The organism is Blastococcus brunescens, assembly GCF_035320885.1.
Taxonomy (GTDB): domain Bacteria; phylum Actinomycetota; class Actinomycetes; order Mycobacteriales; family Geodermatophilaceae; genus Blastococcus_B; species Blastococcus_B brunescens.
In genome coordinates this window covers 3712371-3725219 of the sequence record NZ_CP141261.1, presented here as the reverse complement: position 1 = coordinate 3725219, position 12849 = coordinate 3712371, and the positions used below count along the sequence as shown (strand labels likewise).

The 12849-nt window shown below is 74.8% G+C and carries 14 protein-coding genes and 4 pseudogenes; 16 read left to right on the top strand and 2 right to left on the bottom strand.

Going from position 1 to position 12849, the window contains the following annotated elements; genetic code table 11:
- The first annotated feature begins 41 nt into the window (after positions 1–41).
- From rplM to U6N30_RS24910, 10 genes and pseudogenes are all read left to right on the top strand, one after another.
- A complete protein-coding gene (rplM, locus tag U6N30_RS24955; RefSeq protein WP_479690545.1) occupies positions 42–542 on the top strand; it encodes a 50S ribosomal protein L13 in 501 nt (166 codons plus the stop codon).
- Positions 539–957, top strand: a pseudogene (gene rpsI / locus U6N30_RS24950) (30S ribosomal protein S9). The gene rplM and the pseudogene rpsI overlap by 4 nt, the downstream one beginning before the upstream one ends.
- A gap of 188 nt (positions 958–1145) precedes the next feature.
- The gene (gene glmM / locus U6N30_RS24945) at positions 1146–2321 is read left to right on the top strand and encodes a phosphoglucosamine mutase (protein ID WP_324274399.1); all 1176 of its coding nucleotides are present in this window, start codon (positions 1146–1148) and stop codon (positions 2319–2321) included.
- A gap of 92 nt (positions 2322–2413) precedes the next feature.
- On the top strand, positions 2414–3082 hold the full coding sequence (locus U6N30_RS24940) for a glutamine--fructose-6-phosphate aminotransferase (RefSeq protein WP_324274398.1): 669 nt from the start codon (positions 2414–2416) through the stop codon (positions 3080–3082).
- Positions 3010–4263: a glutamine--fructose-6-phosphate transaminase (isomerizing) gene (gene glmS, locus U6N30_RS24935; protein WP_324278455.1), complete on the top strand. Its 1254-nt coding sequence runs from the start codon at positions 3010–3012 to the stop codon at positions 4261–4263. The genes U6N30_RS24940 and glmS overlap by 73 nt, the downstream gene beginning before the upstream one ends.
- Positions 4264–4396: 133 nt before the next feature.
- Positions 4397–4990 (top strand): annotated as a pseudogene (locus tag U6N30_RS35745) (holo-ACP synthase); the annotation flags it as partial.
- A 140-nt stretch (positions 4991–5130) separates the two neighbouring features.
- On the top strand, positions 5131–6294 hold the full coding sequence (locus tag U6N30_RS24925; protein ID WP_324274397.1) for an NAD(P)H-hydrate dehydratase: 1164 nt from the start codon (positions 5131–5133) through the stop codon (positions 6292–6294).
- Positions 6291–7055, top strand: a pseudogene (locus tag U6N30_RS24920) (alanine racemase); the annotation flags it as partial. The gene U6N30_RS24925 and the pseudogene U6N30_RS24920, both read left to right, overlap by 4 nt.
- 86 nt (positions 7056–7141) lie before the next feature.
- Positions 7142–7432, top strand: coding sequence for an alanine racemase C-terminal domain-containing protein (locus U6N30_RS24915; RefSeq protein ID WP_324278454.1), 291 nt, complete (start codon positions 7142–7144; stop codon positions 7430–7432).
- Complete coding sequence (locus tag U6N30_RS24910; RefSeq protein ID WP_324278453.1) at positions 7386–8606, top strand: alpha/beta fold hydrolase; 1221 nt, start codon at positions 7386–7388, stop codon at positions 8604–8606. Before U6N30_RS24915 ends, U6N30_RS24910 begins: the two co-directional genes overlap by 47 nt.
- Before the next feature lie 8 nt (positions 8607–8614).
- On the opposite strand, the gene U6N30_RS24905 is transcribed toward U6N30_RS24910, so the two are convergent.
- Positions 8615–9274, bottom strand: coding sequence for a TIGR04222 domain-containing membrane protein (locus U6N30_RS24905; RefSeq protein ID WP_324274396.1), 660 nt, complete (start codon positions 9272–9274; stop codon positions 8615–8617).
- 97 nt (positions 9275–9371) lie between these two features.
- Between U6N30_RS24905 and U6N30_RS24900 the strand changes: the two genes are divergently transcribed.
- Together U6N30_RS24900 and tsaE are read left to right on the top strand one after the other, a co-directional pair.
- Positions 9372–10001, top strand: a complete 630-nt coding sequence (locus tag U6N30_RS24900) for a uracil-DNA glycosylase (RefSeq protein WP_324274395.1) — start codon at positions 9372–9374, stop codon at positions 9999–10001.
- On the top strand, positions 9998–10450 hold the full coding sequence (gene tsaE, locus U6N30_RS24895; protein WP_324274394.1) for a tRNA (adenosine(37)-N6)-threonylcarbamoyltransferase complex ATPase subunit type 1 TsaE: 453 nt from the start codon (positions 9998–10000) through the stop codon (positions 10448–10450). The genes U6N30_RS24900 and tsaE overlap by 4 nt, the downstream gene beginning before the upstream one ends.
- A gap of 4 nt (positions 10451–10454) precedes the next feature.
- Here the strand turns inward: tsaE and U6N30_RS24890 are convergent, their stop codons facing one another.
- Positions 10455–10625, bottom strand: coding sequence for a VOC family protein (locus U6N30_RS24890; RefSeq protein ID WP_324274393.1), 171 nt, complete (start codon positions 10623–10625; stop codon positions 10455–10457).
- Between the two features lie 369 nt (positions 10626–10994).
- Between U6N30_RS24890 and tsaB the strand changes: the two genes are divergently transcribed.
- The 4 genes and pseudogenes from tsaB to U6N30_RS24870 form a co-directional block, all read left to right on the top strand.
- Positions 10995–11498, top strand: a complete 504-nt coding sequence (tsaB, locus tag U6N30_RS24885; RefSeq protein ID WP_324274392.1) for a tRNA (adenosine(37)-N6)-threonylcarbamoyltransferase complex dimerization subunit type 1 TsaB — start codon at positions 10995–10997, stop codon at positions 11496–11498.
- Positions 11495–11647, top strand: coding sequence for a hypothetical protein (locus tag U6N30_RS24880; RefSeq protein WP_324274391.1), 153 nt, complete (start codon positions 11495–11497; stop codon positions 11645–11647). Before tsaB ends, U6N30_RS24880 begins: the two co-directional genes overlap by 4 nt.
- A gap of 79 nt (positions 11648–11726) precedes the next feature.
- Positions 11727–12158: a GNAT family N-acetyltransferase gene (locus U6N30_RS24875; protein WP_324278452.1), complete on the top strand. Its 432-nt coding sequence runs from the start codon at positions 11727–11729 to the stop codon at positions 12156–12158.
- Positions 12151–12807 (top strand): annotated as a pseudogene (locus U6N30_RS24870) (tRNA (adenosine(37)-N6)-threonylcarbamoyltransferase complex transferase subunit TsaD); the annotation flags it as partial. The gene U6N30_RS24875 and the pseudogene U6N30_RS24870, both read left to right, overlap by 8 nt.
- Positions 12808–12849: the final 42 nt, after the last annotated feature.

Genomic DNA, 12849 nt, shown 5'->3' with positions numbered 1-12849 from the left:
GCGCGCAAGCCGGCTGGTGCCCGCGTGTCGCAACGTCTCCCGTGCTCGGTGAGGCGATCCCACCAGCCTTCCCGACGACGACGGAGGACACGAGCGCCGTGCGCACGTACTCACCCAAGCCCGGCGAGATCGCCCGGGCCTGGCATGTCATCGACGCCACCGACGTGGTGCTCGGTCGACTCGCCAGCCAGACCGCGCAGATCCTGCGCGGCAAGCACAAGCCGCAGTACGCCCCGCACCTCGATGTCGGCGACTTCGTCGTCATCATCAACGCCGGGAAGGTGGCCCTCACCGGCTCCAAGCGCGAGGACAAGGTCGCCTACCGGCACTCCGGTCACCCGGGCGGCCTCAAGACCATCAACGTCGGCGACCAGCTGCGCACGCACCCCGACCGCGTCATCGAGCGCGCGATCAAGGGCATGCTCCCGCACAACACCCTCGGGCGGCAGATGCTGTCCAAGCTCAAGGTGTACGCCGGCCCCGAGCACCCCCACGCTGCGCAGCAGCCCCAGCCCTTCGAGATCAAGCAGGTGGCCCAGTGACCCACGCCGCGACCGTGACCGACGCCGACGGCCGTCCCATCCAGACCGTCGGCCGCCGCAAGGAGGCCATCGTCCGGGTGCGTCTCCTCCCCGGCACCGGCCAGTTCACGCTCAACGGCCGGACCATCGAGGAGTACTTCCCGAACAAGGTCCACCAGCAGCTCATCCGTGAGCCGTTCGTGATCCTGGAGAAGAACGAGCAGTACGACGTCGTCGGCCTGCTGCACGGTGGCGGCGTCTCGGGTCAGGCCGGCGCGCTGCGCCTGGCCATCGCCCGGGCCCTCATCGAGGTCGAGCCCGACGACCGTCCGGCGCTCAAGAAGGCCGGCTTCCTCACGCGCGACCCCGCGTGATCGAGCGCAAGAAGTACGGACTGAAGAAGGCGCGCAAGGCGCCCCAGTACTCCAAGCGCTGATCCGCACGGCTGCGCCGCTCATGGGGGCAGGCTGTTCGGGACCGACGGCGTCCGGGGTCTGGCCAACGCCGAGCTCACGCCGGAGCTGTCCCTCTCGGTGGCACGCGCTGCCGCCGGGTGCTCGCCGACCGCGACGGGGCCTCGCGCCCCGTCGCGGTCGTCGGGCGCGACCCCGCGCGAGCGGGGAGATGCTCGAGGCCGCGGTGGCGGCCGGGCTGAGCAGTGCCGGCGCCGAGGTGCTGCTGGCCGGCGTGCTGCCCACGCCGGCGCTGGCGCACCTGACGGCGGAGACCGGCGCCGACCTCGGCGTCATGATCTCCGCGAGCCACAACCCGATGCCCGACAACGGCATCAAGCTGTTCAGCCGCGGCGGGCACAAGCTGCCCGACGCGGTCGAGGCAGCGATCGAGCGCACCGTCGTGAGCGGTGCCTCCGACGGCGTCCGGCCGACCGGTGCGGCGATCGGCCGGGTCCGGTCTCTGCCCGACGCCGCCGATCGGTATGCCCGCCACGTCCTGTCCACCGTGGACCAGCCGCTGGACGGCCTCCGCGTGGTGGTCGACTGCGCCCACGGAGCCGCCGCTGCCGTGGCCCCCGACGTCTACCGCCGGGCCGGGGCCACGGTCCACGCGATCGGCGACCAGCCCGACGGCTGGAACATCAACGACGGCATCGGCTCCACGCATCTCGAGCCCCTGATCGAGGCGGTCCGGGCCCAGGGCGCGGACCTCGGCATCGCCCACGACGGCGACGCCGACCGGTGCCTCGCGGTGACCGCTGCCGGCGACGTCGTCGACGGCGACGCGATCCTGGCGGTCTGCGCACTCGCCCTGCACGAGCGCGGCAGGCTCACCGGCGACACGGTCGTCGCGACGGTGATGAGCAACCTCGGTTTCCACCACACCATGCGCGACGCCGGCATCGCGGTGCAGACCACCGCGGTCGGGGACCGCTACGTCCTCGAGGCCCTGCGTGCCGGTGGCCTGAGCCTGGGCGGCGAGCAGAGCGGCCACCTCGTCTTCCTGGACCACGCGACGACCGGCGACGGCCTGCTGACCGGGCTGGCCCTGCTGTCGCGCATGCGGGCGACCGGCGCGTCGCTGGCGGAGCTCGCCTCCGTGGTGCAGCGGCTGCCCCAGATCCTGGTGAACGTGCCGGTGACCGATCGTCTCGCGGTGGCGGAGAGCGACTCGGTGGCCGAGGCCGTCAACTCCGTGGAGGAGGAGCTCGGGGACACCGGCCGGGTGCTGCTGCGCCCGTCGGGCACCGAGCAGCTCGTGCGCGTCATGGTCGAGGCGCCGACGCAGGAGCAGGCGGACCGGGCCGCGCACCGGCTCGCGGAGGTCGTCGCCGCCGTCCGCTGAGCCGCCCGGTGCCCGCCCCCGGGGGTGGGAGTTCGTGCGGTCGTGCGGTCGACCGTGCCCGCGCCGGTACTCTGTCGCCAATGTGCGGCATCGTGGGATACGTCGGTCCGCAGGACGCCCGGGACGTCGTCCTGGAAGGTCTACGGCGGCTGGAGTACCGGGGTTACGACTCCGCAGGCATCGCGGTCGTCGCCGACGGCGAGCTGACCGCGGCGAAGAAGGCCGGCAAGCTGGCCAACCTCGAGAAGGTGCTGGCCGACCGGCCGTTGCCGGCCGCCACCGTGGGCATCGGGCACACGCGGTGGGCGACGCACGGCGGCCCCACCGACCGCAACGCGCACCCGCAGCTGTCGGCCGACGGGTCCGTCGCGGTGGTCCACAACGGCATCATCGAGAACTTCGCCGTGCTGCGCGGTGAGCTCGAGGACACCGGCATCGAGTTCGAGTCGGAGACCGACACCGAGGTCGCCGCGCACCTCCTCGCGGCCACCTACGCCGCCACGCCGGAGGGTGAGGGCCGACTGGCCGAGGCCATGCGCGCGGTCAGCCGCCGGCTCGAGGGCGCGTTCACCCTCGTGGCGTCGTCCGTCACCGAGCCCGACACCCTCGTGGCCTCGCGGCGCAGCAGCCCGCTGGTGGTGGGTGTCGGTGACGGGAGTACTTCCTCGGCTCCGACGTCGCGGCCTTCATCGGCCACACCCGCAACGCCCTCGAACTGGGGCAGGACCAGGTCGTCGAGATCCACCGCACCCGCGGGGTGACGGTCACGGACTTCTTCGGCGCGGTGGCCGAGCCGAAGGCGTACGCGGTCGACTGGGACGCCGCCGCCGCCGAGAAGGGCGGCTACGACTGGTTCATGCTCAAGGAGATCGCCGAGCAGCCGCAGGCGATCGCCGACACCCTCCTCGGTCGGCTCGGCGAGAGCGGTGAGCTGGTGCTGGACGAGGTCCGGCTGTCGGACCAGGAGCTGCGCGATATCGACAAGATCTTCGTCGTCTCGTGCGGCACCTCCTACCACGCAGGCCTGATCGCCAAGTACGCCATCGAGCACTGGACCCGCATCCCCGTCGAGGTCGAGGTGGCCAGCGAGTTCCGCTACCGCGACCCGGTGCTGGACCGCTCCACGCTCGTCATCGTCATCAGCCAGTCCGGCGAGACGATGGACACGCTGATGGCGCTGCGCCACGCCAAGGACCAGCGGGCCCGCGTGCTCGCCATCTGCAACGCCAACGGCTCCACCATCCCGCGCGAGTCCGACGCCGTGCTCTACACGCACGCGGGGCCCGAGATCGCCGTCGCCTCCACCAAGGCGTTCCTCAGCCAGATCGTCGCCTGCTACCTGGTGGGCCTCTTCCTGGCCCAGGTGCGCGGGATCAAGTACGAGGACGAGGTCGCGGCGATCGTCGAGGACCTGCGCCGGCTGCCCGAAGCGGTGGCCCAGGTGCTCACCGGGATGGACGAGGTGCGGGCGCTGGGCCGCTCGCTCGCCGACGCGGGCACGATCCTCTTCCTCGGCCGGCACGTCGGGTTCCCGGTCGCGCTCGAGGGCGCGCTCAAGCTCAAGGAACTGGCCTACATCCACGCCGAGGGATTCGCCGCCGGTGAGCTCAAGCACGGCCCCATCGCCGTCGTCGACGAGGGCACCCCGGTCGTCGTGATCGTCCCGTCGCCGCGCAGCCGGGAATCGGTGCACGGCAAGGTCGTCTCCAACATCCAGGAGGTCCGGGCCCGCGGCGCGCGCACCATCGTGATCGCCGAGGAGGGCGACGAGGCGGTCCTGCCCTACGCCGACCACCTCATCCGCGTGCCCCGGACGCCGACCCTCATGGCCCCCGTCGTCACCACGGTGCCGCTGCAGGTGCTGGCCTGCGAGATCGCCGACACCCGCGGCTACGACGTCGACCAGCCCCGCAACCTGGCCAAGTCCGTCACCGTCGAGTGACCCCCTGATGATCAGGGAACCTGGTCATCAGGGGTCATCCCTCGCGGTCGACGGTGAGGGAGGACCCGCTACCGCGAGGTAGGACGGCGCTCGGGCGCGGTAGGACGGCGCTCGGGCGCGGTAGGACGGCGCCATGCGGGCCCGGACGGCGGTCCGGACGGCCGCGCGAGAGACTGACCCGGTGATCATCGGGGTGGGGATCGACGTCGTCCCGGTCGAGCGCTTCGCGGAGTCGCTGACCCGCACACCCGGGCTGCGCGACCGGTTGTTCACGGCGGCCGAGCAGCTGACGCCGTCCGGGAACCCTCGCACCGGTGAGTCGCTCGCGGCCCGGTTCGCGGCCAAGGAGGCGCTGGCGAAGGCCCTCGGTGCGCCGGGTGACCTGTTGTGGCACGACGCCGAGGTGACCGTCGGCGAACACGGCCGGCCCCACCTGGAGGTCCGCGGTTCGGTGGCCGGTCGGGCGGCGCAGCTGGGCGTCTCGTCCTGGCACGTCTCCCTGAGCCACGACGGCGGCATCGCCTCCGCGGTCGTCGTCGCCGAAGGCTTTCCCCGGGGAGGGCTCGTGATCGGGCTGCACACGGTCGACGAGGTCAGGGCCGCCGAGGAACCGCTGCTCGCCGCCACGTCGCCCGGCACGCTGATGCAGCGCGCCGCCACCGGCCTGGCGACGGTGTGCCTCCGGTTGCTGGGGAGCGTCTACGGGCGGCGGGTCGTGCTGCTCGTCGGCACCGGCAACAACGGCGGTGACGCGCTGTTCGCCGGTGCGCGTCTCGCCGCGCGGGGGCGCGGGTCAGCGCCGTCCTCCTCGACGTCGGCCGGGTCCACGGTCCCGGCCTGGCCGCCCTGCGCCGGGCGGGTGGCCGGGTGCACCCGGTCGGCGCGGCCGACGCGGAGCAGGTCCTGGCCCGCGCCGACCTGGTGCTCGACGGCATGCTCGGCATCGGCGGCTCCGGTGGTCTTCGCCCGGGGGCGGCCGGACTGGCTGGTCTGGCGGCGCGGGGCGCGGGCATCACGGTCGCCGTCGACGTCCCCAGCGGCGTGGACGCGTCCACCGGCGCGGTGGACGGCGCGGCCTTCCCCGCGATGCACACGGTGACCTTCGGCGCGGTGAAGGTCGGGCTGGTGGTGGGTGAGGGCCGGGCGTACGCGGGTCAGGTGCACCTGGTCGACATCGGTCTGGACCTCCCGGCGGCCACGGCCCACCAGCTCACCGACGCCGACGTCGCCGCGCGGCTGCAGCCGCCAGGGACGACGGACGACAAGTACTCGCAGGGCGTCGTCGGCGTCGTCGCCGGCTCGGCCACGTATCCCGGGGCCGGCGTCCTCTGCACCGGGGCCGCGCTCCGCACCCGCCCGGGCCTGGTCCGCTACGCGGGCACCGCCGCCGAGGGTGTCCGCGCGGCGTGGCCGGAGGCCATCGTCACCGACGGCCGCCCCGCGGACGCCGGCCGCGTGCAGGCCTGGGTGGTGGGTCCGGGCATCGGCATGGACGACGCCGCCCGGTCGGTGCTGGCCGAGGTGCTGTCGACCGAGCTGCCGGTGGTCGTCGACGCCGATGCCCTGACGATGGTGGCCGAGCAACCGGCGCTGGTCCGCGACCGGCGGGCCGGCACGCTGCTCACCCCGCACGACCGCGAGTTCGCCCGGTTCGGGAGCGAGGTCGGCGGCGATCGGGTCGCCGCGGCCCGGCGCCTGGCCGCCGGGCTCGGCTGCGCGGTGCTGCTGAAGGGCGAAGCCACGGTGGTGGCCGGCGCCGACGGAGCCGCGTTCGTGAACGGCACAGGAACGCCGTGGCTGGCCACCGCCGGGACCGGTGACGTGCTCTCGGGTATCGCCGGTGCCGTGCTGGCCACCGGGGCGTCCGCCGTCGAGGCCGGTGCCGTCGCCGCCCACCTGCACGGGCGTGCGGGGCAACTGGCCGCGCGGCGCGGGCCGCTGCTCGCGGGGGACCTGGTCCGCCGGCTGCCCGAGGCGGTCGGCCGGGTGCACGGATCCGCGCCGGTCGTCCTGGGAGACTCGGGGGCGTGACCGATCCAGCCGCCCGCGCCGAGGTCGTCGTCGACCTGGACGCGATCGCTGCCAACACCGCCGTGCTGCGCGAGCGCGTCGGCCGGCCGCTGATGGCGGTGGTCAAGGCCGACGGCTACGGCCACGGCCTGGTGCCGGCTGCCCGCGCCGTCCTCGCGGGAGGCGCCGACCATCTCGGCGTGACGGTCCTCGAGGAGGCGCTCGCCCTGCGCGCGGCAGGCGTGACCGCTCCCGTCCTCTCCTGGCTGCACAACCCGGGTACCGACTTCGCCCCGGCGCTCGAGCTGGACGTCCAGGTGTCGGCGAACGCCCGCTGGGGGCTGGACGAGGTCGTCGCCGCCGCGCAGGCCACCGGCCGCACCGCCGCGCTGCACCTGTTCGTCGACACCGGGCTCTCCCGGGAGGGCGCCACCATGGCGGACTGGCCGGCGCTCGTCGAGGCCGCGTCCCGCGCCCAGGCCGACGGGCACGTGGACGTGGTCGGTCTGTGGAGCCACATGGCCTACGCCGACGCCCCCACCCACCCCACGATCGGTGCGCAGGTGCGGGTGTTCGAGGAGGCGGTGGCGGTGGCGCGGGCCGCGGGCCTCACCGGCGCCCGGCTGCACCTGGCCAACTCGGCGGCCACGGTCGCGCTGCCCGAGACCTGGTACGACATGGTCCGCCCCGGCATCGCGCTGTACGGACTGGACCCGCTGTGCGGGTCCGACCCGCGAGCGCACGGCCTGCGACCGGCCATGACCGTGCGGGCGAGCGTGATGCTGACCAAGCGGGTGGCGGCCGGCGTCGGCGTCTCCTACGGCCACACCTACCTCACGCGAGGGAGACGACGCTGGCCCTGGTCCCGGTGGGGTACGCCGACGGCGTCCCGCGGGCCGCGGGCAACTCCGCGCCCGTCCTCGCCGCCGGCGCCCAGCGCACCATCGCCGGGCGGGTCTGCATGGACCAGTTCGTCCTGGACGTGGGGGACGACGCGATCGCGGCCGGCGACGAGGTCGTCCTCTGGGGGCCCGGCGACCGCGGCGAGCCGACGGCGCAGCAGTGGGCCGACGCGCTCGACACCATCCACTACGAGCTGGTCACCCGGATCAGTGGCCGGTTCACCCGCCGGTACGTCGGCTCCGCCGGGGCGGTGTGATGGCCCGCCAGCACCCGTCCAAGCACTCCAGCGGGCGCACCGCCGGCGTCGTCGGGGCCGTCGTGGGCCTGGCGGCCGCAGGGACGGCGGTCGGCGTCGCCGTCACCCGCATCGCCGGACGGCGGGTGCGCGCCCAGCTCGGGCCGGCCGCGGACTCCGCCGAGCGGTCGGCCGCCCGCCTGCGCGAGGACGACCCGCTCGGCGCGGACTCGCGGCCCGCCGACCGGACCGCGCTCGTGCTGGCCGACGACGGCGTGCTGCTGGCCGTCGAGGAGATCGGGCCCCGGGACGCGCCGCTGACCGTGGTGTTCGTGCACGGCTACACGCTCTCGATGGCGTCCTGGACCTTCCAGCGGCGCACGCTGGCCGAGGAACTCGCCACCGCGAACGGGCACCGTCCGGACGCGCGGCTGGTGTTCTACGACCAGCGTGGCCACGGGGCCTCCGGCCGGGGGCGCCCGAGCAGTCGACCATCGAGCAGCTGGCCCGCGACCTGGCCGCCGTGCTCGACGCACGCGTGCCCCGCGGGCCGGTCGTGCTGGTCGGCCACTCGATGGGCGGTATGACGATCATGGGCCTGGCCGCGCTGCGGCCGGAGCTGTTCGGCCCGAAGGTCGTCGCGGCAGCGCTGATCTCGACGTCGAGCGGGCAGCTGGCGGACCTGAGCTTCGGCCTGCCGGAGCTGCTCACCCGCGTGCGGGCGACCGTGCTGCCCATCGCCGCCTGGACCATGCGCCGACGGCCTGCCATCGCCGAGCGCACCCGGCGGGTGGCCGCCGACGTGGTCTCCGCGGCCACCCGGTGGCTGTCCTTCGCCTCGAAGGACGTCGACCCGGCGCTCGTGCGCTACGTCGACTCGATGATCGCCGGGACTCCGGTGGACGTGATCGCGGAGTTCTACCCGGCCCTGGCCGGCCTGGACGAGACCGGCTCGCTGGACGCGCTGCGGGACGTGCCGACGCTGGTGCTCACCGGCGACAAGGACGCGATGATCCCGATGGCGCACAGCGAGCTGCTCCTGGAGCGACTCGGGCGGGACGGCGACGGCCTGGCCGAGTACGTCGTCGTCCCGGACGCCGGGCACATGGTGCTGCTGGAGCAGCCGGGCGCGGTGACCGAGGCCATCGCCGCTCTGCTGCGCCGGGTGGGTGCCGGCGTGTCCGCCGGTCGCTGAGCGACGGCTCAGAAGCCCCCGCCGTCGCCCGCGCCGCCCTCGAGGAACCCCATGGCGGCGGCACCGCCCAGGGCCGTCTGCTGCGTGCGGTGGATCGCGAGCTCGGGGTCGCGCAGCTCCGCGCGCCGCAGTCGCCAGCCGACCCCCGAGCTCCGCGGGAGGGGCGGCACGGGCGGTTCGAAGATCGCCGCGCGGAGGGCGGGGTCCGGCATCACCGCCCGCCCGTCCAGGGCCACCACGAGCGCGGTGCCGGCGCACAGGGCGTGGCTCGACGGTGCCTGCCGGACTTCGCGCAGCGCCCGGCGCCCTGCCCTCGTCATCGACAGCCGCTGTCCTCGTCCCCGTCCGGCGAGCGGGACGCGGCGGCGGAGCAGACCCGCGGCGGTCAGCGACCGTCCCGAGTCCAGCAGGCGCTCGTCCCCGACCAGCCGCCAGTGGATGGTGTCGACCGAGCGGTGCCCGTGCGTGCCGATCGCGTCCATCAGGGCCGCCTCCACCGGGTGCCGGCGGCCCGGCTGCACGACGGCGAGCTGCCCGGGCGCGTGCACCCGGACCCGGCCGGACTCGACCAGGGCCACCAGCGCCGTGTCGACGACCCGGCGCGGCCCGCCGGTGAGGAACGCGATGTCGTAGAGATCCAGCCGCGGAGGACCGCCGGTTGCCGTCATGACCGCCTGCCCTTCACCCCAGTGGCCGTGGCGTCGACGGTCCCATGCGCAGGCGGGCGTCGGAAGCCCTCCGTTCCCCGCTCGTTAGGGTGCCCGGGTGGCCGCCTCCCGACCGCCCCGCCTCGACGCGACGGCAGCCGAGGTGGCCCGCGTCGCCGCGGCGGCCCCCGACTGGACCGCGCTCGCCGAGGTGAACCGGCCCTGCGTCGCCTGCCCGGAGCTCGCCGCGACCCGGCAGCACGTGGTCGTCGGGGACGTCCCGGTCGGTGGCCGCCCCAGGTTCGCGCTGGTGGGTGAGGCGCCGGGCGCGACGGAGGACGAGACCGGCCGGCCCTTCGTCGGGAAGTCCGGGGCGCTGCTGGACCAGCTCCTCGGCGAGGCGGGCCTGTCGAGGGACGAGGCCGCCGTCCTCAACATCGTGAAGTGCCGGCCCCCGGGCAACCGCACGCCGAAGGCTCCCGAGGTGGCGCGCTGCAGCGGCTGGCTGCGCCGCCAGCTCGAGCTGCTCGACCCGCCGGTCGTCGTCGCCCTCGGGTTGTCGTCCGCGAAGTGGTTCCTCGGCCCGCGGACGGTGCTCGCCCAGGTGCGCGCGCGGCCGCACGACGTCGACGGCCGGGCCGTGTGGGCGACCTACCACCCGTCCGCGGCGATCCGGTTCGGCCCGAACGGTGCCCCGCGCGCGGGGCTGCTCGCCGACCTCACGGCCGTCGCCGGGACCCTGGCATGAGGCGCGAGCACGTGCTGCCGGCACCGGAGGACACCCACGCCCTCGGGCGGGCCCTCGCCGGCCTGCTGGTGCCCGGCGACCTCGTCGTCCTGGTGGGGCCGCTGGGTGCCGGGAAGACGGCGCTGACGCAGGGGATCGGTGCCGGGCTCGGCGTCGGGGAGCCCGTCACGTCACCGACCTTCGTCATCTCCCGGGTGCACCGGGGCGGCCGGGTGCCGCTGGTGCACGTGGATGCCTACCGCCTGGGTGGCGTCGCCGACGTCGACGACCTGGACCTCGACGCGTCGACCGAGGAGTCCGTCACGGTCGTCGAGTGGGGCCAGGGGCTGGTCGAGCGGCTCGCCGACGAGCACCTGGAGATCCGGCTCGACCGGCGCGACGACGACGTCCGGACGGCGCTGCTCGTCCCGCACGGCCCCGGGTGGACGGGACGGCTGGATCCCCGCTGACGCCTCACCAGCCGGCCGGCACCGGTCCCGGCGGAGCCGACGTCGGCGGGACGTCGGTGTAGCGGGTCCCGTCGGCGTCGCAGCGGTCCTTGATCCGGTCGACGTGCTCCTCGGTGACGAGGAACGCGTAGTGCTGGGGCGTCAGGTCCGGTGGCGCCGCGGCGACGTCGAGCACGAGGGAGTCGTCGAGCTGGACGCAGCGGAAGAAGCCGTCGTCCCACGGCTCGCGCAGCTCCAGGAGCTCGACGAACCAGGCGACGGCGGCATCCGCGGTCGGAGACCGTGACGATCTGGTGGTGCAGTGCGACAGGGCTGGGCATGGGAGTACTCCGGGTCGGGGTGCCCCCGGGGGCGGGAATGCGATCCGATCCGGGAGGCGGCGGCGCTCTCGGCCGCCGGCGGCTCACTCCTGGGCCGGGACCCTGTTCCGCTCGTGGCTCGAGGCCGACCCGGCAGTCACGGTGCGGAACCGTAGCGGCGAGCGGGACAGCGGGGAAAGGCCGCGGTGCGAGGGCGCGCTCCGGTCGCACTACCCTCGACGACCGTGCTCGTCCTCGCCCTCGACACCGCGACCCCGACGCTCGTCGCCGGGCTCGCGCGCTGGTCTCGGGACGGCGACGTCCAGGTACTGGCCGAGCGGGCGGTGCCGTCGGGCAACCGGCACGCCGAGCTGCTGACGCCGGCCATCCAGGGCGTCCTCGACGACGCGGGCCTCACGACGGGCCACCTGGACGCCGTCGTCACCGGTCTGGGCCCCGGCCCGTTCACCGGCCTGCGCGTCGGGGTGGTGACCGCGGCCGCGCTGGCCGATGCACGCGGCCTCCCGGTGGTCGGCGTCTGCTCGCTGGACGCCATCGGCTCGGGGAGCGGACGGTCGTCACCGACGCCCGCCGCAAGGAGATCTACTGGGCCGCGTACGACGCCGACGACGCCCGGATCGAGGGTCCTGGCGTGGTGCGCCCCGAGGAGCTGGGCCGCTCCGGGCGGTTCGTCGGCGACCCGGCGTTCGCCGCGCGGCTCGGTGCCGACGTCGTCGCCGACGAGGTGACGACGGCGGGGCTGCTGCGCGCGGCCGGGCCGCAGCTGGCCGACCCGTCGGCCCTGTCCTCGCCCGCCCGCCCGCCGCTGCTGCCGCTCTACCTGCGCCGGCCGGACGCCACGCCGCCGACGGCGATCAAGGCCGTGAGCCAGTCATGACCGTCACGCTGCGGCCCATGACGCTCGCCGACCTGCCCGCCGTCATGCGCCTGGAGGAGGAGCTCTTCGCCCCGGACACCTGGACCGAGGCCATGTACCGCGACGAGCTGTCCCGCGGCGACACCCGGCACTACGTGGTGGCGGAGTTCGACGTGGGCGGCGACGAGGACGAGCCGGTCGAGGGCCCGCCGGTGATGGTGGGCTACGGCGGGCTGATCGCCTACGACGACGAGGCGCACGTGGCCACGCTCGGGGTCACGACGGCGCTGCAGGGGAGGGCATCGGTTCGCTGCTGCTCGACGAGCTCCTCGCCGAGGCCGACCGGCGCAGCCCGGTGGTGCTGCTGGAGGTGCGGGCGGACAACGAGACGGCCCAGCACCTGTACCGGCGCCGGGGGTTCGTCGAGATCGGCCGACGGCGGGGGTACTACCAGTCCAGCGGGGCCGATGCCGTCGTCATGCGGCGCAAGCGGGTACGGGCGCTGAGCCGGGCCGGAGGCGGACGTGGCTGAGCGGGTGGGCGAGGAGCCGCTGGTCCTGGGGTTCGAGACCTCCTGCGACGAGACCGGGATCGGGCTGGTCCGCGGGCACACCCTGCTCGCCGACGCGCTGGCCACCTCGATGGCAGAGCACGAGCGGTTCGGTGGGGTCGTGCCGGAGATCGCCTCCCGGGCGCACCTGGAGGCGATGGTCCCGACCGTGCACCGCGCCCTGGCGGACGCCGGCGCGACGATCGACGACGTCGACGCGATCGCGGTGACGTCGGGTCCGGGCCTGACCGGGGCGCTGCTGGTCGGGGTCGCGGCGGCCAAGGCCTACGCCCTGGCTCTGGGCAAGCCGCTGTACGGCGTCAACCACCTGGCCGCGCACGTCGCCGTCGACGAGCTGCAGCACGGCCCGCTGGCCGAGCCGTCGATCGCCCTGCTCGTCTCGGGCGGGCACAGCTCGCTGCTGCTCGTCCCCGACCTGTCGCAGGAGGTTCGGTCGCTGGGCCGGACGGTCGACGACGCGGCCGGGGAGGCCTTCGACAAGGTGGCCCGCGTGCTGGGCCTGCCGTTCCCGGGCGGACCGCCCATCGACCGGGCGGCGCACGAGGGTGACGCGACGGCCATCGGCTTCCCGCGCGGTCTCACCGGCCCCCGGGATGCGCCCTACGACTTCTCCTTCTCCGGGCTGAAGACGGCGGTGGCGCGCTGGATCGAG

Coding starts and splice junctions, on each gene's coding strand:
- U6N30_RS24905 (WP_324274396.1), bottom strand. CDS start 9,274: ATGACGGCAACCGGCGGTCCTCCGCGGCTGGATCTCTACGACATCGCG.
- glmM (WP_324274399.1), top strand. CDS start 1,146: ATGCTCGAGGCCGCGGTGGCGGCCGGGCTGAGCAGTGCCGGCGCCGAG.
- tsaE (WP_324274394.1), top strand. CDS start 9,998: ATGAGGCGCGAGCACGTGCTGCCGGCACCGGAGGACACCCACGCCCTC.